The sequence below is a fragment of the Bdellovibrio sp. SBM16 genome, assembly GCF_056175625.1.
The window spans coordinates 420,753-444,900 of the sequence record NZ_JBJKJG010000001.1 but is presented as its reverse complement, the minus strand read 5'-3'; the positions used below and the strand labels follow the sequence as shown (position 1 = coordinate 444,900).

The window sequence follows — 24,148 nt, the reverse complement described above, 5'->3', positions numbered from 1 at the left end:
CTATGAATAATCAGTGTTAATATCAACGTACTTCTTTGACAGATCACAACCCCATGCCGTGGCTGTAAACGGTCCCGCTTTTAAATCGATCTCAATTTTTACATTGGCCGATTTTAACAGCTGCCTAACTTCGTCTTTGTTAAACGCTGCAGGCTCACCGTTGGTGAATAATTTTACCCCTTGTAAAGTTAAATCCATTTGGCTTAAGCACGCCGCCGGAACTTTCTCGGCTCCCAGGCGGGCTAAAATTCTTCCCCAGTTTGGATCTTCGCCGTGAATGGCCGTTTTAATTAATGGCGACAGCGTTACTCCGCGGGCTGCGTTTTTAGCCAGTACCTCTTCAGGTGAACCAGTAATGGCCACTTCGATCAGTTTGGTCGCACCTTCACCGTCGGCCGCAATCGATTTAGCCAGGTAAATCATGATATCGGTAACGGCTTTTTTGAAGGCCTGATAATCCTGGTCATTGTTAAGTTCAACGCCGGATTCGCCGTTGGCCATTAAAAAGCAGCAGTCGTTTGTCGATGAGTCCCCGTCAACACTGATCATGTTAAAGCTAACATCAGTGGCTGCTTTTAAAACGGTGTGCGCCACATCTTTAGAGATTTTTACATCGGTTAAGATATAGCCCAGCATGGTCGCCATATTCGGGTGAATCATACCTGAACCTTTGCAGATACCGGTGATGCGGATTTCTCCGCCCGAAAGTTTAACGGCCGTCGTTACCGTTTTAGGAACTAAATCCGTTGTAAGAATTGCCAACGCAAAACTTTCAGCGTGCTCTTGCGCGCGTGCAACTAAATCCGGTAATGCCGGAATTATTTTTTCTGTATGCATTTGCACACCGATCACACCCGTTGAGGCAATCAGCACTTGCTCTGGGGTACAGTTTAACGCTTCTGCCGTGGCCTTGATCACATCGAAGTTACGTTTAAATCCCTCTATCCCGGTTGCGGCATTGGCTTGGCCAGAGTTGGTAAAAATCGCCCGCACGTTATCTGCTGGTAAAACTTTTGCGCAGTGTTGTACTGGTGCGGCTTTGCACTCATTAAGCGTGAACACACCGGCCGCGACCGCATCAACTTCAGAAATAATAACGCCGATATCCGGACGGTATTTACGTACGCCGCAGTTTGCGCCACTGGCTAAGAATCCTTTGGGAAGTGGTGTTCTGTGTAAGCCTGGTCCTGGTGTCATATGAAAGCCTCCATATCTTCAAGTCCTGTCGATGAAGGTAAGTCATAAAGGCGGTTGAAATTTTCAATCGCCTGGCTGGCTGCCCCTTTCATCAGGTTATCGATTGTTGAAAATAGAAAAAGCTGGTCGCCTTGAAGCTTATAACTAAGATGTGTATGTGCGGTCCCCACGACTTTTTTTAAAGATAATAATTGCGGCTGTTGGTCGCTCTCAGCGAAAAACACAAGCGGATTACCTGCATAGGCCTCGGCATACGCTGAAGTCAATTGCTCTGGTGTTACGCCGGGTTTTACCTTCATATAGATACTCGATAAAATCCCGCGGCGGGTTGGTAATAAGTGCGTTGTAAAAAACGGGTTTATGCTTACGCCGGTAAACTGCTCAACCGCTTCGATGATTTCAGGTAAATGCTGGTGTTTACCGATTTTGTACGGCAGGCACTCGCCTTCAACTTCAGTAAATAATAAATTTTCAGATGCTTTCTTGCCGCCGCCGGTTGTGCCCGATTTTGCATCGATAACAATTGTATCAACAAAGACTAAGTCTTTTTTGATTAACGGGATTAAGGCCATTAAGACACTTGAAGCATAACAGCCCGGGTTTGCCACTAAAGGATTTGAGCTAAAATTTGCAAAAGGCACCAATCCATAGGTAGCCGATTGCAAAAGCTCATTTTGTTCATGCGTAAAGCCGTACCATTTTGCGTAGTCGCTTTTTTTCAGGCGAAACGCGCCCGATAAATCGATCACTTTTTTACCCTGCGCCAGAATCTGCGGCGCAAGCTTCATCGAAGCTTCGGCCGGCGTTGCTAAAAAAACAACATCAGTTAAATGCTGGGCTAAGTCTTTTTCCGGCAGGCAGACAACATCAGTGATTTTTTTATTTTGAATATACGGAGTCAGTGAAAAATCGTTGGTTGCAAACGCGCACGTAAGCTTTGCATACGGATGGCGAAGCAACTGTTTTACAGTTTCTAAACCGGTGTAACCACGCGCCCCCACTACGGAAACCGTAATTTTATGGGCTAAATGGGCTTGTGTATCGCGTGAATATTTATGCATCATGTATGCATATTTATTGATTATAAGCGCATATGTCAACCATTAATTTATATATTTCTATTGACTGCATAATTATTCGCATATAAAAAGTGTTTATGCATGCATATTTCACGCATACCAACGCATTTATGCAATAGGAGTAATTATGTCAGATAAAAAAGTTTTGTTAGTTTATTCAGGTGGTCTAGATACTTCGATCTGTATTCCGCTGATGCGTCAAGAGTATGGCTACGAGGAAGTGATCACGGTAACCATCGATGTCGGCCAAGATCCTGCCGATATCGCCCAGGCTCAAGAAAAAGCAAAAATTCTCGGAACAACTCACTACACGGTTGATGCCAAAGAAGAATTTATCAAAGACTACTGCTTTAAAGCCTTACAAGCTAACGGCGATTATCAGGGCTATCCGATGTCGACCTCGATTGCCCGCCCGCTGATCGCGGCCAAAGCTGCCGAAGTTGCCAACAAACTTGGCGTTAAACATTTTGCACACGGTTGCACCGGTAAAGGTAACGACCAGTTTCGTATTGAATTCGGTCTGCGTTCGTTAGTCGACGGCGCGGTTATTCACGCCCCGATCCGTGAACGCAACATGACCCGCTCTTGGGAAATCGAATACGCTAAGAAAAATAATGTTCCTATCCAACAATCTCTAGAAAAAATCTGGAGTATTGATGAAAATCTATGGGGCCGTTCAATCGAAGGCGGCCGATTAGAAGAGCCAGATTTTGCTCCGCCGGAAGAAATCTTTCAATGGACTAAATCTTTAGAAGACGCGAAAGATAAAGCTGAAGAAATCACTTTAACTTTTGCAAATGGAATTCCTACGCACATCAACGGCACGGCTTATACTCCAGGTAACATGGTTATCGCGCTAAATAAATTAGCTGGTGATCACGGCATCGGCCGCATTGATATTATGGAAGACCGCATGATGGGTTTAAAAGTGCGTGAAAATTACGAATGCCCGGCATCAACACTTTTACTTAAAGCGCATAAAGCGTTAGAGAATTTAGTTCTTACCCGTGATGAAATCCGTTTTAAATCAACCATTGATCTTGAGTGGAGCAAATTAGCTTACGAAGGTCTTTGGTGGGATCCGTTTAAAACTGATCTTGAAGCCTTCATCGGTGCGACGCAAACCCGCGTTGCCGGTACAGTCAAATTAAAACTGTACAAAGGTAACGTGGTGGTCATGGGCCGTACTTCACCGTGGGCTTTATACTCAGAAGATCTGGCAAGCTTTGATACCACAACGTTTGTACAATCAGAGAGCACCGGCGCAGTTAAAAACTTTGGTCTTCAACCGAGAATGTATAACAGCATCAAAGATAAGTTAACTTTAAACCAACACTAGAGGGTTCTTAGATGAAACTTTGGGGCGGATTATTTCAGGAACAAACTCACTTCGAGGTCGAGAGCTTTTCATCTTCGCTTGAAGCCGATTCAAGACTTTGGGAAGCAGATATTGCAGGCTCAATAGCGCACGCCAAAATGCTCGGCGATGCAGGAATTATTCCTGCAGCCGAGGCCAGTGCTATTGTCATCGCTTTGCAACAACTGCAGGCCGAGTTTAAATCCGGAAAAATCCAGATTGATCCGACCTCTGAAGATATTCATTCAGATATCGAAAAAAAGCTTTATGCCAAATTGGGCGCTATCGCAGGCAAACTGCATACCGCCCGAAGCCGCAATGACCAGGTCGCCACCGATACCCGTCTGTACTTAGCCGGCGAGATTAATTTTTTAATTACTCTGCTCAAGGCCCTGCAAAATTATTTTGTCAAAACCGCCGAACAGCACACCGAAACGCTGCTTCCGGGGCTTACGCATATGCAACATGCTCAACCGGTAAGTCTTGCCCATCATATGATGGCGTATTTTTGGATGTTTCAGCGCGATATCGAGCGTTTATCAGAAACACAAAAACGCGTTTTACAATTACCACTGGGATCGGCGGCCCTGGCCGGCACCGGCTTTGCGTTAAAGCGCGAGCAGGTGGCCGAAGATTTAGGCTTTAACTCAGTCAGCGAAAATTCGCTGGATGCGGTATCTGACCGTGATTATATCATCGAGTTCTTATCTGACTCTGCCACCATCATGATGCATCTTTCGCGCTTAAGTGAAGAATTAGTCTTATGGTCGATGCCCGAATTTAAATTCGTGGAGTTATCAGATAAAGTAACAACCGGCTCAAGCATTATGCCGCAGAAAAAAAATCCTGATGTCGCCGAACTGATCCGCGGAAAAGTTGGCCGCGTCAACGGCGCATTGATCGGTATTCTGACCACACTTAAAGCTCTGCCACTGGCCTACAACCGTGATCTGCAGGAAGATAAATTTCACTTATTTACCGGCCTTGATACGGTAAAAAGCTGCTCGCGCTTAATGCTTGTGATGCTTGAAGAAGCCAGCTGGAAAACTGAAAACATGAAAAAAGCTTTAACTGGTGATTTTTCTAACGCCACAGATCTGGCGGATGACTTAGTTAAAAAAGGCCTGCCATTTCGTGAAGCGCACGAAGTGATCGGCCGCACTGTTCAGTACTGCACAAAAAACAAGCTCGCACTTGAACAGATCACATTAAATGAACTTAAATCCTTGCACCCGCTATTTGATGAAGACAGTCTTGCAACACTTCCTCACTTAGCGGTCATGCAGGCCCGAAATTCTCATGGCGGAACTTCACCAAAAGCAGTAGCCTTTCAGCTAGAAAAGGCAAAAAACTTATGTCGTTTATAAAAAATCCGTTAGCGTTAACTCTGACTTTACTTTTTTCTTATGTCGCAACCGCCCTGGGACTTAACTATCTCAACGGGAGCGACGGTTTTTTCGGAGGCTTCTGGCAAAACCACTCGGCATTAAAAATCGTAGTGTACGTGGTGATCATGACACATGTGACGATCTCGTGCATGAGCTTATCGTTTCACCGCTCGCATACGCATAAAGGGGTAAACTTTAATAAAGCCTTAGATACCGTGATGCAAACCTGGTTATGGCTGATCACCAGCATGTCAAAGTTAGACTGGGTATCAGTGCACATGTACCATCACATTCACTCGGATAAAGAAAATGATCCGCACAGCCCGGTTCAAAAAGGCTTAGCGCATGTGTTTTTCTTAGGGGCCTGGGATTACAATGCGGCCAAATCAAGTCCCGAAGTTTTAAAAATCAGACAGCGTTTACCTGTAAACAAATATGAAGCTTTTATCGCCGAGAATTTATTATTAGGCCCAAGCCTGATGGTTTTTATCAATATGTTATTATTCGGCGCTGCCTGGGGTACGTTATTATCACTGATCGGTTTTTTAATTTCTCCGGTGTTTGCGGTTGGCGGCGTAAACGCCATTGCCCACTGGATCGGCTATAAAAACCACAAGACAACCGACAACTCGCGCAATATCGGTTTTTTATTTCCGTTAAACTTTATGATTTGCGGCGAGCTGGATCACAATAACCACCACGCCCACCAAAAATCCTGTTCGTTCAGGCATAAGTGGTACGAATTTGATGTTGGCTACTTTTATATTAAAATTTTAAGTTACGTAAAACTTGCCGAAATCCGAACCGTCTACAACACCAAAAAATTCAGAAAAGAATTAGCGATCAAAGCGTTGGTGTTGATCGAAAGCGATTTTAAAGAACGTTTTAATCAGTTGGCTGATGAGTTTAATCACAACGTCCAAGACTTAAAAGAGCAGATCCGAGCCTACCTCGAAGGCCAGAAACACCACTTAAAAAAAGCTGAAAAGCAGTTTGCCAAAGAGATAAAAAACTACTTACGCCGCCAGGCGATGGCTTAAGTTTCAAGAAAACCGACGAACTTTTATACACTAATTTTTAAGTCTTCCAGCCGCCCGGACCAAGGGCGGTTTTTCTTTGTAATTCTCTTAAAAAAACTGTGATTTTTCACTCTGAAAATGACGATAAATATCTGGTCATGACTAAGTTTTTCTGGGGCTTATTAAAACGCCATTTTTATCTGATCGGGCTTGCCAACTTCGCCTTTTTTATGGTGCTGGCGTTTAGCTATCAAACCAACTTAAATCAAAGTTTAAATTCACTGTTTGTCACACAAGAGGTTTTAACTAAAGATGAACAGGCCTTGGTTGAACAGGTCAACGCCTGGCAGGAAAACATCGCCGCGTTAAAGAGCTATATCGAAAGCCCGGCCTTTACTGCTGATCACAAGATCGAACGCTCAAATAAGTTCAATGATTTTTCTTTAAAAAATAACTCACTGATGATGCAGGCGCTGGGCTCACCACTGGCCAAACAAAAAAAAGATATCTACAACACCCTGGCCAAACGCTCGGCGAACTACGCCGATTATTTTGAAGCCGTAAAAAGTTATATCGCGCAAGGCTCATCTATCCGCGTGCAGCTGGAGAGCCAGCCACTGGGTCTGATTAAAAAAGATGTCGGTGCGTTTAAGTTTAATAACGAATCCATCTTTTTGCTGATCAGTCTGTTATCGCTGACGTTATCGGTGCTGCACTTATTATTTTTATACCGCACCACCAGAAAGCAGAATATCGGCCTTATCTCGCAGGTTGATACTTTCAAAAAAGTAATCAGCAATATGTCAGAAGGCGTGATTGTGACCGATAAGTACGGCTTTTTTACTTTCAGCAATGAATCGGCTAAAAACATTATCGGCCCGGTAGTCAATGACATCTTCTATTCGAGCTCGATTGAGGTGATGGGTTTTCAATCTCCTGACGGAAGAAAGCTTTCTAAAGAAGAGCTTCCGATGCACACGGCACTCAGAAAGAACTTAGTCAACGACCAGGAATTTTTTGTAAAAAACCAGCAGCACCCCGAAGGTATTTTTGTTTCGGCCTCGAACGGTTTTTTTGTCGATGACAGAGGCGTGACTTCTGGCTCGGTGGTGGTGTTAAAAAACGTAACCGCTAAAAAACAATTAGAGCAATTCTGGAAATCCGAAAAAGAGCGGGCGTTAGAAAACTCAAAACTAAAATCAGACTTTCTGGCATCGATGTCCCATGAAATCCGAACGCCGATGAATGCGGTCTTGGGCCTTACGACCTTGCTTAAAGAAACCAAGCTCAACGAAGATCAAAAAGATTACGTCTTGACCATCCAGCGTTCGGCCAAATCGCTATTGACGTTAATTAACGATATTTTAGATCACTCAAAAATCGAGGCCGGTAAACTTGATTTGACCTACGCGCCGTTTAGCTTAAAATCCTTAGCGCAGGATATCGCCGATAACTTTAAGCCGATGGTCTTAGAAAAAAACCTAGAACTAAAACTGGATTTCTCAGAACTTAAAAACGAACACTTTAATTCAGATTCTAACCGTATCCGCCAGATCATGATTAACCTGATCGGTAACGCCTTAAAGTTTACTCAAGTTGGCTTTGTCGAATTAAAATTTATCACTGAAGGCCCTAACACCAAAATTATCGTTAAAGACACCGGCTCTGGCATGACGCCGGTCGAAGTCAGCCACCTGTTTCAGAAATACTTTCAGACCAAAAACGGCCAGACGGTCGGCGGCACCGGCCTTGGCTTAAGTATCTGTAAGCAGTTAGTTGATTTATTAAAAGGCGAAATCGGCGTAACCAGCGACTTAGGTAAAGGCACCCAGTTCTGGTTTAGCTTACCACTGGCACCGTGCGCCCCAACCGCCGGCAGCGATCAGGCCGAACACGACGAAGAAAGTCTTTTATTCAGTCACCAGTTTCAGGGCTTAATCCTGATTGCTGAAGACAGCACCGTAAACCAAAAGGTTATCACCAACTACTTAGCTAAACTGGGTTTTCAGACCGTGATCGCCAATAACGGCGAAGAAGCGGTTAAACTTTACCAGTCACACCACCCGGATCTGATCTTGATGGATTCAAATATGCCGGTCATGAATGGTCTTGAGGCTACTAAAAAAATTGTGGCCCTGCAGACCCACGACCACATGAAAAAAACACCGATCATAGGATTATCGGCCGATGTCAGACAGACCAACTTCGATGAAAATATCAAAGCCGGAATGGCCGCCTTTTTAACTAAGCCGATCGAACTTAATAAACTGGTGCAAACCTTAAAACAGTATTTTACCGCGACACTCGCCTCCCCAAGCCAGATCGAAAAGATCAAACATCTAATGGTGGGTGATCAATTACTTATTGAAATTTTACTTAAAGACTTTAGCGCGCAAGCCCCGCAAAAACTTACGCAATTAGCCGAGCTGCTACAGGCCCAGAATTTGACCGAACTGTATCAAACAGCCCATAGCTTAAAATCAGCATCGGCCGAGCTTGATGCGCATGAGCTCTATCAGATTCTAGCAAAAATCGAAGCACTGGCTGATGCCAACACCCCAGGCCACACCGAGCAATTACAGCAAGAAATTAACAAAGCCCAGTTATGCTACTCTCTTACGATTTCCGGCATTGAAGAAAAAATCTACGATATTAAAGCAAGTCAAAGGAAGGCGTCATGAAAACCGTTCTTATTGTCGATGACCAAACCAGTGTCTTACTCACCTTAGAAGCCATCTTAAAAAAAGAAGGCTTTATCGTGGTCTCTTGCACCAACTCACTTGATGCCTTTGAAAATATCCAGCGCGAAAAATTTGACGTAGTTATTACCGACGCGGTCATGCCCATGGGCACCAGCGGCTTTAGCCTGATCTCAACCATCCGCTCACAACCCAGCGCCAACCAAAAAGTACCCATTCTCATGTTAACCGGTAAACGTGATCCGGCCGATGTCGAAAAAGCCATTTCTGTCGGTGCCAACGATTACATGATTAAACCCATCGATCCCGATGTGCTGTTAAGTAAACTTAAAAAATTACTCGTACAAAAAAGTGATCAGGCCGATTTCGTGCACGCCAGCGTAAACAAACCAGCATCACTGCCGATGAAGCTAACCATCATCTCAACCTCTGAGATCAGTGTAAAATTTAATTCAGATGTGGGCTTTATACCCGGCCAGATCTATAAAATCAGCAGCGATTTTTTTAATATTTTTGAAAAAAACTCGGTCTCAGTACGCGTTAACACGTCAGAACTAAAAACCGATCACTACGAAATCTCGGCCAACTATGTGGGCTTATCTGAAAAAGAGCTATCGCACATCAGAACCTGGATCAGGAATAAGCTGATTCAGGAAAAGGGTGAGTAACAAATAAAGCAGTGCTGTATAACAACACTGCCTCTCGTAATGTAAAACCTAACAAAGACTACTGAGTTACCGAAGCCTGGCGATCGGTTTTAACACCGCTCATTTTACGTTTGGCGATTCCGACGAGCTGATCTACTTCACGGCGAAACTGGTTATCATCCTGTGATAGACCGTTTAAGAAGGTGCTCCAGTGGCGCACTTGTGCTGACATCTGTACGGCTTCTTTTAATTCGTCGGCGGTGGCGCCGTCGAGTTTGGCGAATTCGCTGTCGATGTGCACGCAGTAGTTACATGGCATTTGTGAGCCGACCGCTAAGCCGATAAAGCCTTTTACCTTCATCGGTAACGCCGTATTATTGCTCATGTGAAAATCACGTAACGACTTCCATGCACCCGGCATCGAAGGTTTGTGATATTCGCTGATAAAGGCCGGTGTAAAGCCCCATAGGTTCTGCACGTCTTTCATGGCAGCATCAGCGGTGGTGATATCTGCGGCACGCATGGCCACCGGAGCCGGCGTGTTTTTTTGCATTTGCTCTTTGGTGCGTGAAACCATCTGACTTACGTCTTTTTTGAAGTTTTCAAAATCCAAATTCTGGCCGTAGGCATATGTGCTCCACTTACGCACCATCGAAGCCACCGCAATCGCTTCGTTGATTTCAGCTTCACTGGCGCCGTTAAGGGCGGCAAACTTTTTGTGAAAGTACACACAGTACTTGCACGGAATCTGCGACGATACGGCAAGACCGATAAGTTCTTTATGTTTACCCGAGATCATCGAGTTTGGATTTAACTGCACACTTTTCATCTCTTCCCACGCACCCGGAAGACCGGCCTGTGGGTACATTTTTAAAAAGGTCGGAACCATGCCTAAAGATGATTTGATATCATCCATGGCGGCCGAATATTCGATGGATGGTTTCATCATTTCTTTTTTCGGCATTTTGGCCGGCATCGTGCTTTTGGCCGTTTCGGATTCGGCATAGGCGTTGAGAGTTAGTGTAGCTGTTAATACGAGGACAAGTTGGGACATGATTTTCATTAAAATCTCCTTATTGGGTTTGGGTTTAATGACAGCCTTTAATGCAAGTTCTATGGCAAACGCACAAAATCAAATTTTACCCAGCGCGCCAAAAGCTTTTTACAGTGATTCTTACACAATCATCTCGCTATGATTTTTTTATGAAAAAACACTTCGTATTGGTTTCTTTGGCCATCGCATTTTCTTTTTCGGCAGGGGCACAAACCCCTTGGGATGAGGGCGTTCAGATCCCGGCCGGCGGCCGCACAAATATAAATAATTTATCAGCGCAACAGTTTGAAACTTTTCGCGACAACGGAAAAATTCACGCGCAATTTTATCCGGTCACAGTCACCGGAGCGTTACCGCCGTACCAGCCGGTGATTAATGTGATCGAAGATGGCGATGATAACCCGTTACGGGTGGTGTTAGGTAAAATCGTGCAGCAGATCTCAGGGATCAGAAGTTTTGATCAGGTGTTAGGTAATCTGGGGTTACACTTTTACCCGGCAAGCACTGACACCGGTATATACCAGGTGCCACTGCGTGACGGCATCCGTCCAGAGCACCGCATGGGCTTTGGCTTAATCGAACGTAACGGCGCCGAAGGTTTTACCTTTTCATGTGCAGCCTGCCACTCAAGTAATTTATTTGGTAAAACTGTATTGGGTATGACCAACCGTTTTCCGACGGCAAATGAGTTTTTTGTAAATGCGAAAAAAGCCATGCCGGCCGTTGATATGTGGTTATTTAAAACCGCCTCGGGGGCCAATGATGCCGAAGTGGATTTAATGCGTGAGCTTAAAACCAACATTCAGCGTGTGGGTGTAAAACAACCGATTCAGCTGGGGTTAGATACTTCATTAGCGCAAGTTTCGTTATCACTTAATCACCGTAAAGATGATGCCTACGCCACACCTAGCGACTGGCATGAGCTGTTTCCACGCCGTGACGAAATCTTAGATGACAACCCGGCCGATTCAAAACCGATGCCGTGGTGGAATGTTAAATACAAAAACCGCTGGTTAGCCGACGGCAGTGTGATTAGCGGTAACCCGATTTTTACCAATATCATCTGGAACGAAATCGGCCGCGGGGTGGATTTAAAAGTTTTAGAACAATGGCTTAAAGACAATCAACAAATCGTCGACGAGTTAACAACGGCGGTGTTTTCGGCGGAAGCCCCGCGCTTTACCGATTTTTATCCGGCAGAGTTAATCGATATTGATTTGGCTAAACACGGCGAAAAAGTTTTTAACCAAACCTGCGCCAAATGCCACGGCACCTATGAAAAAGCGTGGAACTTACCGCATGCCGATCAGTTAACCCATGCCGAAAAATTACAGACCACCCTGGTGATTCCGAAAGCCAAAACGCCGGTGATGGATGTCGGGACCGACCCGTACCGAAAGCAAGGCATGAAATCGCTGGAAAAATTAAACAACCTTGCGATCTCAAAAACCAACAACATCGTGATCAAAGCACAAAAAGGTTATGTGCCGCCGCCGTTAGTGGGGATCTGGGCGCGCTGGCCGTATTTTCACAATAACTCAGTACCTTCGCTTTGTGCGGTGTTAACGCCGGCTTTACAGCGACCGAAAGCGTACTACGCCGGCCACGCCTTAAATACCGCAACTGATTTTGATCCGGATTGCAATGGCTACCCGATGGGTGAACATACACCACAACACTGGAAGCTGGCTGAATTTTACTTTGATACCACCCGAAAAGGCCTGAGTAACTCTGGCCATGACGTCGATATTTTTATTAAAGACGGCCAGGAAATCCTGACCGCTACAGATAAAAAGGCACTGATTAAGTTTTTACAGACACTTTAGTGCAGCTGCGCGTCCGCGCTAGTAATACTCGACATTACCCTTTGGCATCGGGCCAAAGATGTCGTCAAAGCTGATCTCGCCGTTGATGTAAATACTTTCATGCGTGATCGATTGCTGATTTAAGAATTTTCTCAGTGGCGGAATTTTATAACTGCCCCAGCTTTTGGCGGCAAATCTACGACCGGCTTCCTGCTCGTCCTGATTCATCGTCGAAAAGCTCGGGTACACGCCGTAGATCTCGCCCATGACAAACATATCCTGCTCAGATAAGATCATTTTAACCAGATCAAGGCCGTTTTCGCGGATACGTAATGACTCGATCAGTTTAAAGTACTGCTTTAAATACTTCTGATCTTTGGCTACGTGTTTGTTCATATTCTCAACTGCACGCAAGAAGCTATTTAAGTCGTGCTCAAAACCGCAATTATTATGCTTATCGTTTGGATTTGTCACACACGACGTATCCCCTTTATAAGAGCTCGTAAATAAACCCTTGAGCTGGTTTTTTGATAACCCTTTTAACGTCTGCACTAATTTATCGCCGTAAAAATAAATACGCGTGTGGCCGTAGATCTTACGGTACGTATTCATCTGATCTTTTGGTGGCAGATAATAATCAGCGTAAAAAGGCTTTGCCTGGCTCTGCGAATAAAACTTGTTAAGATCAGTGATATATTCAACTAAGCCTTTACGGTTAAGTTTACGCTCGTAGTTCCACACTTCGATAAAGGCCACCATGTCTTCAGGCTTGGCCTCGTCGACTTCAATCGAAATTTTAGTCGTGTCTTTATAGACAACTGTCGCCTCACTGTCGATTAACAGGACGCGTTTATCCGCGCCGAATAAACTTGTCTGCTCGCCGCTATAGCGCTGAAAGTTTCTAACTTCACGGCTTGATGTTTTTACCGTGGCTTTAGAGTGGCCGGTCGCTTTTTCTTTCTTAAAGAAGAATAAAAACGAGAACGTTGATTTTTTAACTTCGCCCTTGGCTTTAATGTCCAGATCTTTTTTTGCCAGCACCAGTGGATCACTGTCGCCGGATTCAAGATAACGGTTTAACAGTTCCTGTTCATCTTTAGCACGGATCTGCTGCAATACACTGAAACTGCCATCAACCGCCTTAGGGGCCGAGAACCGGTAAAGCGCACTTTTATGGTTATAAAAATACGATGACTTATTAAAATCTAAAAACGGTAAATTAAAAATCAACAGATCTAAACTTGCATCAACACCCACCGAGGTCGAATAACCGTGCGTGTTGTTTTCAGCCTCGTAAATCACTAACTGCTGGAACTGATCGCGCGAGAAATACGTAGGCTTTGAATGTTGCCAGAACACACTGGTTCCCATAGAAATCGGTACACCGGCAACAGCGCCGACCGGCACGCGCGCTCCGACAGCGACTCCGTAGCTATCAGAGATTTTTAAAACTTCGCCACGCTCTAAACACTGGACGATGCAGGCCTTCCAGTTCGGAATAAATTTAAATAACTTAACTTCACTGCGGTAACCTTCAAGCCAGGTGTTGGCAAAGTGGATAAATTCAAACTCACGGCGCCACACTTTAATATTACCGTTGACGGCTAACTGATCCGGAAACAACCCCTGTAAAGTGGTAAATAACGACGAGCCCACATTGATCTCTACCGCTAAACGGTCTTTGACCACAAAGGCCTGGCTCTGGCCATTTTGAATCACGAACTGCGAGTTATTATCAACCGAGCGGTTTAATTCTAAGCCGATACCACCGACGATGTCTTTTACGCTTAATAGTTTTCCTAACTCCTGGTTAAAATTTGCCGTGATATCACTTGAAACTTTGGCTTTCAGTTTACCGCCTAAGGCCTCAAGTTTTACCAGGGATGCCGCTGCCTGAATGATAAATGGCAACAGCGTGGTGCGCGGAAGCTCGTAACTGACATAGCCATCGTAGCTGGCAACAACGACTTCGCCGTTTTTAACGTTTTTATTCGGGCTATAAGTAGCTAAGTTCGGGACCGGATATAGACCGTAGTCGTTCGTTAAACCAAAGGCACGCACCACCTCATTACGGCGCGAGGTAAGTTTATGAATATACAGATCTTCGATGTCGGCCGGAAATTCGGCGCTTTGAACCGCAAATTTAATATCGTCATGAGAAATTTTAGCGATCTGGCGGGCCATCCACTTAAGATCGGCATAGGTTGTTGACTTAAAACGGTCACGGTTAAACAGCACATCGGCCCACTGGATATGAATTTTTTCGGCATCCCATTTTAAAAACGAGGCATCGTAGGTGTTTACACCCCACGAGAGTGCTGATTTAAGCATGGCAAATGGTTTTAACGGATCAATCTGAAATTGCAGCGAGTAACCCACATCCTGAAATGAATAACGCGGAACCAGTCCCTGCTCGGTTTTTTCCATTAACAGCATGTGATTACCGGTTTTAGCATCAATGATATTTAGTAAGCCGTACCATAAAATCTGGGCGCGGTGCTCGCGGCGGTTCGGCAAATCCCAGCCAGCCGGATCATACGGGGCAATTCGTAAAAACTTAGGGTCATTTACTGATAACTGCACATCCTGTAAGGTCACATACTTACCGTTACTGTCCTGGCCGTAATCAACAACGAAACTCGATGACTCTTTATTAAGACCAGTGTATTTGCGTTTCCACTGCGCTTTAAAGGCTTCATAATCCATATCACCTTTAAAATACACCCGCTGGGTTTTACGCATCACCGAGGTATCCTGATACATCCCCAACAATTTACCGATAATCGATGAGGTGATTTCAACATGGGTTTCATGGCCCATTTTGATTTTAACATCATAATCTTCACCATCTCGGGTAAATTCGCCTTCTAATTTCGGTGAACCGGCCGAAGAAAACTTTACTTTTTTGAAATACACCAGTTCATTTGCCGCCGGAAAAAGCTCTGGCCTGCGGTTTTTAGCATACTCGTAAACTTTAGGTGTCATCTTACGCCATAACGATTCATCACTTGGGTTATATAAAGATAAATCCACCCCACAGGCTTTAAGCTTTACGATTTGCGCCTGGGTAAGAATTTCACCCACGTTAATTTCTGGTAAGCACGCCTTGGTCAGCTTATAGTTTTCAGTCTCAACTTTTAAATTGGCGGCTTCAACTTTGTTGTCATAACGTTTAAAGTTATAACCAAAAAAGTTTTTACCGATAAATAGATAGTCTAAATCCTGGTGAAAAATGTTACGGGGCGCTTCTGGCAAGTAAAACGCTGAGTAACCATCAATAAACTGATCCATAATACCTTCGCAAAAAAACTGCGGGCGGTTTTGCACAACACAGTTTTTTAGCTCGCCCATCTTCGGGATCAGAAATAAATCATAGGCCTGGATGTACTTGGATTTCTTGGCGTCTAATTCTTTTTTTGCGGATTTAATCGCGTCTTTATGCGATTCGATTTCAAGCTCGATCTTTTCGATGATTTTGGTTTCATACATGTCACTGGCAACAGATAGCTTTTCCTGGTTTAAGCGTTCGATAAATTGGCTGATCTTTGCCGGATCAAAAGCGCCGTTGGTTTTTAGATTTTTGGCCGTAAAACGTTCGGCAGCGTGGTTATGCTCAGCAACCAATGGCGCATGATTTTGCGCCGAGACCGCTGTTGAAAGAACTGTTAAAGCGAACAACACACCAATAACTGATTTGCTTGTTTTTTTCATAGACTTTTAGAGACTTCGAAAAACAGGCCAATTATTAGGGCACTAAATGTTTTATTTTGAGAAGCGATAAGCAACTCAGTGTTTTTGGAGTAAACAAAATTTACTAACGACAACTTTCGGCAACAGTGTCAGTCGGGAAAGCAGCTGGGCCGTGGCGTCTCAAAATGAGATTTGTGGCCCGACTGCGCCGCAGCCGCTTTGCAGTCGCTCGATACGGTGGTTAAAATCGTCTTTGATTTTATCCAGCACCTCGAAATAGTTTGAAGCCTTATTATCAATAATCGCTTCAAACTTAAGCCCGCGGATAAATGTCACGGCATTGTATTCACCTAAATGTTTTTCAATCGAAAGACTGACCTGGCATTCAGGAGAAGTGTGCATTTTGATATAGTTAACCAGGCGCTGGGCGTACTCGTCCATTTCCATACTGACCGAGAACTTACTGTAGGCAATATCCTCAAACATTGGCTCGCTCCTAATGTGACTTATAAATGAGAAACTTTTTAAATGACAACATGGCCTTGATGGTTTCAACCGCCACCGCTTTTTTAATCGGCTTTTTCATAAAAAACGGCACGTAATCATTTTCGTATTTTTTAATAACGCTGGCGAATTCTTTAATGCCCATGGAACTGGTAAACAAAAACAGCGAATCACTGAAACGGTATTTTTCCCATAAATCAATACCGGTTTTAAAACCCGATAAATAGATATCGGCGATCACTAAATCAAAATCCTCGTCCTGAGTGATCTTTTGATTCATTAAAATCTCGGCCCCTTCTTCTGATTTTGACCATTTAATAGAGACCTGCGGTGAAACTTCGCGCAAGACGCTCTCCCAGATTGGTTGCATTGCGAAATCATCCTCAACGATTAACACACTGAGTTTTTGCTTGTGCGTTGATACGTTCATGAAGTTTTCGTCTAAGTTCTTTTTATACGGCACTCCGGCCTCGAATAGCGATTCATTTTCGATATAATTAAGATAATCCAGTTCACCCATACAGCCCTCCATGTATTTCTGAAATGTAGTGAAATAATGAGACCACAGGGTCTTTGCGAATATTGGGAATTGATTTAAAGAAATCTCAACATCGCATCTTTTTTCTTTACCGAAAAAAATGCCTGATTACTTCTATTGCACAATGTTTACGAAGTGCCTGATTATCAGCACTTTGAGGTCTAGTTTTATTGAATTTTTGTTGAACAAATAAATTGCATGCTTGCTTTAGGTTTTGCTGCTAACCTTTGATGCTGTGGCTACATTAATATCAGCATTCCAGATCTCAAAAGCGTTCGCATCGAAAAACCTCTTTCAATCCATCTCGTTTGCGATTGATACCGAACAAAAAATCGGTTTAGTGGGCCCTAACGGCGCCGGCAAATCAACCCTGCTTAAAATATTAAGCGGCCAGATGAAACCCGATGCTGGCCAGTTATCTTTTTCTAACAGTTTACGCCTGGGCTACTTAGAACAAAAACCGGTTTTACAGGCCGGCAAATCGATTTACGAAACGCTGGTTGAGGCGACCGACGATCCCTATGACGGCCTGAATATCGGCCTGGCTTTCGAACTCATAAAAAGATTATCGCTGGATGAAACTTCGCAGGCTGAAAACACCGATGTCGGCACGTTATCCGGTGGCTGGCAAAAGCGCGTGGCTTTAGCGCGTGAATTGATGAAACGCCCCACACTTTTAATGCTGGATGAGCCGACGAATCATCTCGATATCCAGAGTATTTTATGGTTAGAGGATTTTATCGCCAACGAAAATCAGATTTCGTTTTTTATCGTAACCCATGACCGTGCCTTTTTACAGAATACCTGCAATGCGATTTTTGATTTAGACCCGCGCAATCCGGACGGTATAATTAAATCTTACGGCGATTACGCCAAGTATTTAGAAACCAAACAGATGTTATTGGACAGCCAGCGCCGCCTGGAAGAAAAAAAGCGCAACACGATGTTGATCGAAAAAGCGTGGTTGGCCCGCGGCCCGCAGGCGCGCTTAACCAAACAAAAAGCCCGCCAGAACCGCGCCCACGACTTAATTGATGAAGTTAAAAATTTAGAAAATAAAAATCTCTTACGTAAAGCCGACTTTGATTTTTCGGCCGGCACCGGTAATACGCCTAAACGTTTAGTTGAGCTAACCAAAGTCAGCAAAAGCTTTACTGGTAGAAACTTATTTACCGATTTATCAGGCTTAGTACGCCCGAAAGCACGGATCGGCTTACTGGGAGCGAACGGCTGCGGTAAGTCGACCTTAATTAAATTAATGTTAGGTAAAGAACAGCCCACATCGGGCGAAGTGTTTGTAAACCCTGACATTCAGATCAATTACTTCGAGCAAGGTAAAGAGACTTTAAATCAGAATGCCACCGTATTAAAGGTGATCTGCCCTGAGGGGGATTACGTGCACTTGGCCGGGTCTCCGGTATTTGCGCGCAGTTACTTAAGCCGCTTTCATTTTAACGCTTTTCAGATGGATATGCCGGTTTCTAAATTATCCGGCGGCGAGCAGAGCCGACTGCTGTTAGCAAAACTTATGTTAACATCAGCCCATGTGCTTATTCTGGATGAGCCGACCAATGACTTAGATGTTGAAACACTTGATGTTTTAACGGAGTGTTTGGCCGACTACCCGGGCGCCCTGATTTTAGTATCGCATGATCGTTTTTTCTTAGACCAGAACTCAAATGAACTTTGGGCTTTTACCGAAAATGAAAAAGGCGAAATCATTAAATTTGCTGACTATTACCAATGGGAAAGCTGGTACCGCCAGGAAGGTGAAGAAAACCGTAAGGCCGGAAAAGCAGCCACCGAAGCCGCGTTAAAACTGGCGCAGGCACCGCTAAAAACAGGCTCTAGTTCAAACAAAAAACTTTCGTATAAAGAAACTCAAGAGTACGAAAATATCGAAAAAAATATCGCCCTTAAAGAAGATGAATTAACAAAAGTGCAACAGGCTTTAGGGCTTTCGGAAAATCAGGCCAACTACAGCAAACTGCAAGAGCTGACTTCAATGTCGGCCGCCCTTGAAGCCGAGATCGCCAAGATGTATGAGCGCTGGCAGTTATTAGAAGCAAAAGTTAAAGGCTAATATTTCGATTTAAAAGCTGCTATACCCGCTTAACGCATCGTTAGGTGTCAATATTCGTTACAGTTCAGAATGTTTTACCCTACAGCTAATTTGCCTCTGTGCAATTCCCGTTTTTTTGCTAAATTGAGCCAATTATGCGGGGGCATACTATGTGGGGACTTAAACCAAAATCAAATTTATCAATCGTCGTATATCTGACAATCCATGTGTTAGCGGCTACCCTGGTTTTCGGCTGTCAAAACCGTAAATCTTTCTACGATGTTAATCGTAACAATATCGACCAGGTTCCATTAATGATGGAAAATCCCGAAGATCCGATTATGGATCTTGGTAATGAACCGATCGTGGTTGATTTAGATCGACCACCGGCTGAACAACCGGCAGCGGATCAACCTGAAACTCAGGCAGATGATACGAATCAGATTCTACCGGCTCCGCCAGTGGCTGAACCGGTTAAAGAACAACCGACAAAGCCAGTGGTCGTACCCAGACCAAAAACTCCGGCACCACAGCCAAAACCGGTGCAGCAGCCAAAACCGACAGCACCGAAACCTTCGGTTAAAGAAAAACCAGCATCGACTTCCGGTGAAGCGTCGCGCTTTATCAAAGTGGCTTTTTGGGTCGTGCAAAACGAGGCTAAAAAAATCGGTACACCGTGCAACTTTTATGTTTCACGCGTTTTAGAACTATCGGGCTACAGCGATGACGGTTTTTTAGCGAATGATTTTGATATCTACGCGAAAAAGCATTTTTCTTCTTATCAGGCCGAGAAATTTACGACCAGCAATTTAGCCTCTGAGCGTATGCGTTTAAAACGCCATCTTTGGTCATACCCGGCGCGCACCCCGTTTATCATCCAATGGGAGCGCCCAGCGCCTAAACCGGGCCATATTGCGATCGTCGAGCGTATTGGTGACCAGCTTGTCGTCTACCAAGCGAGCTTAAACCGCCATATCGCGCGCCGCGAACAGACGTCGATCGACCGCTTGTTAAGTACCTCGCGCGCAAGCCGCATGACTGTCTATTCAGAATTTATCGCCAAATAAAAAGACGCTTCGTGTTTCGATTGACCTAAGACCAGTTATTCGCTGCAATTAGGTCAAAGCTCAAATAAACCAAGAAAGGTTTTTATGAAACACGGATTACTTGTTAGCGTCCTATCGGCTTCTGTGCTGGCTTTTTCTGGCTGCGCTGAAGATCAGAAACAAATTTCACATTCACTTTACCATGCTGCCGATTTTAAAATTTCGCGCCGCTTTGATTTAATCACACCACAAACTACACCGACGGTTCAGGTGTTTAACCAGGCCAATCAGCCGATAGCCAACGCGCAGGTATTGATCGGTGCAGCTATCAACGATCCGTTTCAGGGTAATTTAAAAATCACTGATAAAAACGGCATGGTCGCTGTCAGTGAGTGGAGCGATACAGCCCACATTACGGTCAATGCCCCGGGCTACATCCGCCAGACTTTGTTAAATCAAAAACCGGGCATCATTCAGGTAAAACTTAGCACGGCCTACTTAAAATCCCGCCCGATGATCACGGGACAAGTCACGGGACTTCCGGTTAAAGATGGCGACAAGATGACAGATTTTTCGTTAGTGATCCCGACGATCGCTAAAGGTGATCTGATGAATTTTGATCTTGATGCGGTGATCAGCCCGTTTACGGATGTGATTGATGTGATCTTCGGGCAAACGGCAGAGCTTCCGAGTAACGTTTCTATTCCGACACAAAAAGAAAAGTATAATTTTTTAATTTCGGTAACATTATCAAAACCTGACTACCGCGCCTATGCTTTACATCACGGCCCTAAAACATTTTATGCTTTAACCGGAAGATTTCCGTTTAAAGAAACTGTTGATGAAATGCAGGCCGATAAAAAATTCTACGAAATTTTAAATTACTTTTCGTTCACCAACGGTGGCTTACGCGAAACGACAGTTACAGGGCCAACCACGGCTTTAAATATCCCGGGCATGGAAATAAAATTTGATGGAGCTCCTGTCTCTGTTAAAGGGGCCGCTATTCAGGCTGATGAAGTGGTTATGGCTTTGGCGATGAACGATTTATCGGGCGGCCGCTTTGTGCCTTCTGATGTGAAACGCTTAAACGCAAACGAATCAGCCAGTTTAAAAACTATTGCCGGCAAACAGGTTCATATCGTGAACCTTATGAAAAAAGCGGCTGATTTTGATACCGCAACCCAGGATGTGGCCAACCGCTCATCGGCATCAATGGTGCCGTTTAAAGCCGGTATGCAAACCAGCTTATTACCGTTATTACCTGCAGGCCCGACCGTGACCCAAACTGGTGGCGCGTATAAAATTTTGGTACCGCAGGCTTCAACGCAGACCACTGATGCCAATGCCGTAAACCCGATTGCGGTAACGGTAGCGATTTCGGATATCAACGTCGTTCAGGATGGTGCCTTTCAGGTTGAACTTTTACAGCGCAAATGGGAAGTGTTAGGCACCGCATGGCCTACAGAAATTAATTTACCGGCATGGCCACTTGAAGACGAGGCCGACACGGCTGCGGTAAAACGTAAATTTGAAGTAAATTTAATCGGCAGTCAGTCAGCGCCGCAAACAGACCTTGGTGATGATTTGGTCAAAGCCGCGACCCATGTAACTAAAGGTGCTGCCGAATTATAACAAATAAGTTTACACTTATAGGTATGAAGTTTTTAAGTCTTATTCTTATTGGATTATTGGTTTCAGGTTGCGGCACCCAGGTTCTGCAGCCTGAAACCCCTGAAGCGATTATCGAACGTTCTTCGCAGCAAAGAATCTATTACGCCCCCTACGACGAAGTCTGGAAAGCCGCGCATGCGGTGATCAAATACACCATTGCCGCTGAAAATCAGGATTTCGGTGTTATTGAAACCGACTATATCAAAGCCGTGGATGGCTGGCTTCCGCCGTTTCGTACCCGCCCGCAGTACCCGAGCTCGCGTTATAAACTGGTGATCAGCTTTGCGCGTGGTAAAAAATCTGAAGCCGCCGAAAGTGTGCGCGTCACCATCGAGAAAAAAATTGAAGTGTTTAAAGATTTTATCTCAGAAGTTAAAACCGTAAGCAGTGACGGCTTAGAAGAAAAAGTGATTTTCTACCGTATCGAGCGCGAACTGATTATCGCCAAAGCCATCAGAAAAGCCTCAGAAACCGCGCAGTAGGTGCCAGGCCTTTTTCGCTACAGTTATATTTGAATAGAAATAACGGTCTACCGATTAGAACCACTTTTGTTCTTTGACGAATTTTTTCCACGAAGATAATGCGTTTTCGCCTTCAAAATGCACCTGCGAGATTTTCTCTAGGGCCTGCATACTCATCGCTGAAATTTCCGGGTCGTTATCAAATAGAAGTTTTGCGAAGTATTCTTTTTCTGACTGGTAAGGTTTTTTCACCAGATTTTTCATGATCTGGGCGCGGATCCATAAACTTTTTTTACCGACAAAGTTATAGTTGCGGTTTAACTCTTTGGCTAAAAGTTCACGCACTTCCTGGTTTTCTAAGCGGGTTAAAATATCAACCGCTGCCGAACGCACCACTAAGGCTTTATCCGAAACCAATCGTTTCGCACTGTCATAAACCAAATCGGTACCCATTTTATCTAATGCCACAAGCAATGCATTACGCATGTACCAGTCTTTGCTTTTGGCAAACTCAAGAACCTGCTTGATTTGCGTACCGTCAGCTTCTTCAGCCGACTTGATTAAAGCATCCCAACGTTGAGCCATTGGCAATGATTGATTTTTTGCGCGCGCGATCTGAGTTGCGAAATCCTGAGCTGCTTCACTTTGCACATAAGACCAAACATTCACAGAAAATAGAAACACTAAAACAGCTAATGTTTTCATACTAATCCTCATCATCCTTTGCGAAATGTTTTTCAAATTCGTCTAATAAAATTTTATCTTCTTTTTTTACATCTTTAGAAACTTCACGAACTTCATCATTATCAAGCTCTGCAGAAGGCACGGCTTCAGGCATTGCTTCTTCCGCCTGAGCCGCAGGCGTTGGCATATCACTCAGCGCATCGTTAGCCGCCGTTAAGATATCATCCGGCACACTTGGCTCTTCGCTGATATCTTCGCTTGCTAACGCATCCATCTCATTTGCTGCTGCAGCTGATTCAACTTCAGCAGGCGCCGAAGCCGCCTCAGGCTCTGGCTCTGGCTCTGGCTCTGGCTCTGGCTCTGGCTCTGGCACTGGCACTGGCACTGGCACTGGCTCTGGCTCTGGCTCTGGTTCTGTAACCGCAATATCTTCTAATAACGAATCGGCAAGCTCTTCACCGGTCGGTTCTGGTTCAGCGGTAACCGCTTGTGCCGGTTGTTTTGCCAGCTGGTTTTTAAGCTCTTGGTTTTCTTTTTTATAAGCCTGAAGATCGGCAATATCTTCAGCGATAATTTCATAGTCAGATAAACGGTTTTTAAGAATTTCGATTTCTTTTTCGTAGTCGGTAATTTTACCGCTTAAGTCATTTAGTTTTGCATCCTGTTGTGTTGAATTTGCGCTTTGCGCTGCCTGCTCTTTGGCCGAGATGATTTCATCTTCTTTGCGGCGTAAAGAGTCTTTAAGAGTGGTAATTTCAACACGTAAACGGCTTAATTCAGCCATTTGCTCTTTGGCCTGGGCTGCAGCTTCAGCGGTAGCCGGATCACCCGATAAAGCCGCCATCGCATCAGCACCAAGTCCGTCACGAGCCGCCGCTCCGCCATCGGTGGCTGCGGCTACTGAAACCTTCATCGACGATTGCTGCTCTAAAAGTTTATTTAGTTTTTCTTCTAATTGAGCGTAGGTAACGTTTTTAGCCAGCCCATCAGCTGCCGCTTCTTGATTAGCGAACAACAAGCGAAAAATAAGTACGACGATAAGCAACGCAACAATAGCTGCGAGCGACTGAATTACCAGTGTATTATGCGATGCAAACCAGTCTAAAAAAATGGCCATATTTGTATCATCAAGTATGGCGTTTCACATTGCAACGGGCCCAAAGGGAATGTGCGAGCAATTATGACTCTGGTCTAGCTAGACCCACAACCAAAGATGGTGCTATAACCGTCTTATAACAATAGCT

At 44.5% G+C, this 24,148-nt stretch carries 18 protein-coding genes; 10 read left to right on the top strand and 8 right to left on the bottom strand.

The window, feature by feature from the left end; genetic code table 11:
- Positions 1–1,197 carry a bifunctional glutamate N-acetyltransferase/amino-acid acetyltransferase ArgJ gene (argJ, locus tag AC04MM_RS02000; RefSeq protein WP_475378638.1) on the bottom strand — a complete coding sequence of 399 codons (1,197 nt, stop codon included), beginning with the start codon at positions 1,195–1,197 and terminating at the stop codon, positions 1–3.
- On the bottom strand, positions 1,194–2,261 hold the full coding sequence (argC, locus tag AC04MM_RS01995) for an N-acetyl-gamma-glutamyl-phosphate reductase (RefSeq protein WP_475378637.1): 1,068 nt from the start codon (positions 2,259–2,261) through the stop codon (positions 1,194–1,196). The genes argJ and argC overlap by 4 nt, the downstream gene beginning before the upstream one ends.
- A gap of 142 nt (positions 2,262–2,403) precedes the next feature.
- On the opposite strand from argC, the gene AC04MM_RS01990 reads away from it, so the two are divergent.
- The 5 genes from AC04MM_RS01990 (at position 2,404) to AC04MM_RS01970 (ending at position 9,407) form a co-directional block, all read left to right on the top strand.
- Positions 2,404–3,615 (top strand): argininosuccinate synthase, encoded by a 1,212-nt coding sequence (locus AC04MM_RS01990; protein ID WP_475378636.1) that lies wholly within the window; start codon positions 2,404–2,406, stop codon positions 3,613–3,615.
- A gap of 11 nt (positions 3,616–3,626) precedes the next feature.
- Positions 3,627–5,000, top strand: a complete 1,374-nt coding sequence (gene argH, locus AC04MM_RS01985) for an argininosuccinate lyase (RefSeq protein WP_475378635.1) — start codon at positions 3,627–3,629, stop codon at positions 4,998–5,000.
- Positions 4,988–6,061: a fatty acid desaturase gene (locus AC04MM_RS01980; protein ID WP_475378634.1), complete on the top strand. Its 1,074-nt coding sequence runs from the start codon at positions 4,988–4,990 to the stop codon at positions 6,059–6,061. The genes argH and AC04MM_RS01980 overlap by 13 nt, the downstream gene beginning before the upstream one ends.
- 98 nt (positions 6,062–6,159) lie before the next feature.
- Positions 6,160–8,721: an ATP-binding protein gene (locus AC04MM_RS01975; RefSeq protein WP_475378633.1), complete on the top strand. Its 2,562-nt coding sequence runs from the start codon at positions 6,160–6,162 to the stop codon at positions 8,719–8,721.
- Entirely contained in the window at positions 8,718–9,407 is a 690-nt protein-coding gene (locus AC04MM_RS01970; RefSeq protein ID WP_475378632.1) for a response regulator, read from the top strand. Before AC04MM_RS01975 ends, AC04MM_RS01970 begins: the two co-directional genes overlap by 4 nt.
- Positions 9,408–9,465: 58 nt before the next feature.
- Here the strand turns inward: AC04MM_RS01970 and AC04MM_RS01965 are convergent, their stop codons facing one another.
- Entirely contained in the window at positions 9,466–10,449 is a 984-nt protein-coding gene (locus tag AC04MM_RS01965; protein ID WP_475378631.1) for a carboxymuconolactone decarboxylase family protein, read from the bottom strand.
- Between the two features lie 140 nt (positions 10,450–10,589).
- On the opposite strand from AC04MM_RS01965, the gene AC04MM_RS01960 reads away from it, so the two are divergent.
- Positions 10,590–12,266 (top strand): c-type cytochrome, encoded by a 1,677-nt coding sequence (locus AC04MM_RS01960; RefSeq protein ID WP_475378630.1) that lies wholly within the window; start codon positions 10,590–10,592, stop codon positions 12,264–12,266.
- An 18-nt stretch (positions 12,267–12,284) separates the two neighbouring features.
- Here AC04MM_RS01960 and AC04MM_RS01955 read toward each other — a convergent pair whose 3' ends face one another.
- From AC04MM_RS01955 to AC04MM_RS01945, 3 genes are all read right to left on the bottom strand, one after another.
- Complete coding sequence (locus tag AC04MM_RS01955) at positions 12,285–15,956, bottom strand: hypothetical protein (protein ID WP_475378629.1); 3,672 nt, start codon at positions 15,954–15,956, stop codon at positions 12,285–12,287.
- 159 nt (positions 15,957–16,115) lie between these two features.
- Positions 16,116–16,421 carry a hypothetical protein gene (locus AC04MM_RS01950; RefSeq protein ID WP_475378628.1) on the bottom strand — a complete coding sequence of 102 codons (306 nt, stop codon included), beginning with the start codon at positions 16,419–16,421 and terminating at the stop codon, positions 16,116–16,118.
- Between the two features lie 10 nt (positions 16,422–16,431).
- On the bottom strand, positions 16,432–16,959 hold the full coding sequence (locus AC04MM_RS01945) for a response regulator (RefSeq protein ID WP_475378627.1): 528 nt from the start codon (positions 16,957–16,959) through the stop codon (positions 16,432–16,434).
- A gap of 253 nt (positions 16,960–17,212) precedes the next feature.
- Here AC04MM_RS01945 and AC04MM_RS01940 point away from each other — a divergent pair, with 253 nt between their 5' ends.
- From AC04MM_RS01940 to AC04MM_RS01925, 4 genes are all read left to right on the top strand, one after another.
- On the top strand, positions 17,213–19,060 hold the full coding sequence (locus AC04MM_RS01940) for an ABC-F family ATP-binding cassette domain-containing protein (protein ID WP_475378626.1): 1,848 nt from the start codon (positions 17,213–17,215) through the stop codon (positions 19,058–19,060).
- A gap of 149 nt (positions 19,061–19,209) precedes the next feature.
- The gene (locus AC04MM_RS01935; RefSeq protein WP_475378625.1) at positions 19,210–20,106 is read left to right on the top strand and encodes a hypothetical protein; all 897 of its coding nucleotides are present in this window, start codon (positions 19,210–19,212) and stop codon (positions 20,104–20,106) included.
- Between the two features lie 84 nt (positions 20,107–20,190).
- Positions 20,191–21,720, top strand: a complete 1,530-nt coding sequence (locus AC04MM_RS01930; protein ID WP_475378624.1) for a hypothetical protein — start codon at positions 20,191–20,193, stop codon at positions 21,718–21,720.
- Between the two features lie 23 nt (positions 21,721–21,743).
- Positions 21,744–22,241 carry a hypothetical protein gene (locus AC04MM_RS01925; RefSeq protein ID WP_475378623.1) on the top strand — a complete coding sequence of 166 codons (498 nt, stop codon included), beginning with the start codon at positions 21,744–21,746 and terminating at the stop codon, positions 22,239–22,241.
- A gap of 54 nt (positions 22,242–22,295) precedes the next feature.
- Here the strand turns inward: AC04MM_RS01925 and AC04MM_RS01920 are convergent, their stop codons facing one another.
- Both AC04MM_RS01920 and AC04MM_RS01915 read right to left on the bottom strand, forming a co-directional pair.
- Complete coding sequence (locus tag AC04MM_RS01920) at positions 22,296–22,925, bottom strand: HEAT repeat domain-containing protein (protein ID WP_475378622.1); 630 nt, start codon at positions 22,923–22,925, stop codon at positions 22,296–22,298.
- A gap of 1 nt (position 22,926) precedes the next feature.
- Positions 22,927–24,021, bottom strand: coding sequence for a hypothetical protein (locus AC04MM_RS01915; protein ID WP_475378621.1), 1,095 nt, complete (start codon positions 24,019–24,021; stop codon positions 22,927–22,929).
- Positions 24,022–24,148: the final 127 nt, after the last annotated feature.

What these genes read in the sequence shown, in the direction of transcription:
- argJ (WP_475378638.1), bottom strand. Translation starts at nt 1,197, where the DNA reads ATGACACCAGGACCAGGCTTACACAGAACACCACTTCCCAAAGGATTC.
- AC04MM_RS01915 (WP_475378621.1), bottom strand. Translation starts at nt 24,021, where the DNA reads ATGGCCATTTTTTTAGACTGGTTTGCATCGCATAATACACTGGTAATT.
- AC04MM_RS01930 (WP_475378624.1), top strand. Translation starts at nt 20,191, where the DNA reads ATGAAACACGGATTACTTGTTAGCGTCCTATCGGCTTCTGTGCTGGCT.
- AC04MM_RS01950 (WP_475378628.1), bottom strand. Translation starts at nt 16,421, where the DNA reads ATGTTTGAGGATATTGCCTACAGTAAGTTCTCGGTCAGTATGGAAATG.
- argH (WP_475378635.1), top strand. Translation starts at nt 3,627, where the DNA reads ATGAAACTTTGGGGCGGATTATTTCAGGAACAAACTCACTTCGAGGTC.
- AC04MM_RS01965 (WP_475378631.1), bottom strand. Translation starts at nt 10,449, where the DNA reads ATGAAAATCATGTCCCAACTTGTCCTCGTATTAACAGCTACACTAACT.
- argC (WP_475378637.1), bottom strand. Translation starts at nt 2,261, where the DNA reads ATGATGCATAAATATTCACGCGATACACAAGCCCATTTAGCCCATAAA.
- AC04MM_RS01960 (WP_475378630.1), top strand. Translation starts at nt 10,590, where the DNA reads ATGAAAAAACACTTCGTATTGGTTTCTTTGGCCATCGCATTTTCTTTT.
- AC04MM_RS01945 (WP_475378627.1), bottom strand. Translation starts at nt 16,959, where the DNA reads ATGGGTGAACTGGATTATCTTAATTATATCGAAAATGAATCGCTATTC.
- AC04MM_RS01920 (WP_475378622.1), bottom strand. Translation starts at nt 22,925, where the DNA reads ATGAAAACATTAGCTGTTTTAGTGTTTCTATTTTCTGTGAATGTTTGG.
- AC04MM_RS01990 (WP_475378636.1), top strand. Translation starts at nt 2,404, where the DNA reads ATGTCAGATAAAAAAGTTTTGTTAGTTTATTCAGGTGGTCTAGATACT.
- AC04MM_RS01925 (WP_475378623.1), top strand. Translation starts at nt 21,744, where the DNA reads ATGAAGTTTTTAAGTCTTATTCTTATTGGATTATTGGTTTCAGGTTGC.
- AC04MM_RS01935 (WP_475378625.1), top strand. Translation starts at nt 19,210, where the DNA reads ATGTGGGGACTTAAACCAAAATCAAATTTATCAATCGTCGTATATCTG.
- AC04MM_RS01980 (WP_475378634.1), top strand. Translation starts at nt 4,988, where the DNA reads ATGTCGTTTATAAAAAATCCGTTAGCGTTAACTCTGACTTTACTTTTT.
- AC04MM_RS01970 (WP_475378632.1), top strand. Translation starts at nt 8,718, where the DNA reads ATGAAAACCGTTCTTATTGTCGATGACCAAACCAGTGTCTTACTCACC.
- AC04MM_RS01955 (WP_475378629.1), bottom strand. Translation starts at nt 15,956, where the DNA reads ATGAAAAAAACAAGCAAATCAGTTATTGGTGTGTTGTTCGCTTTAACA.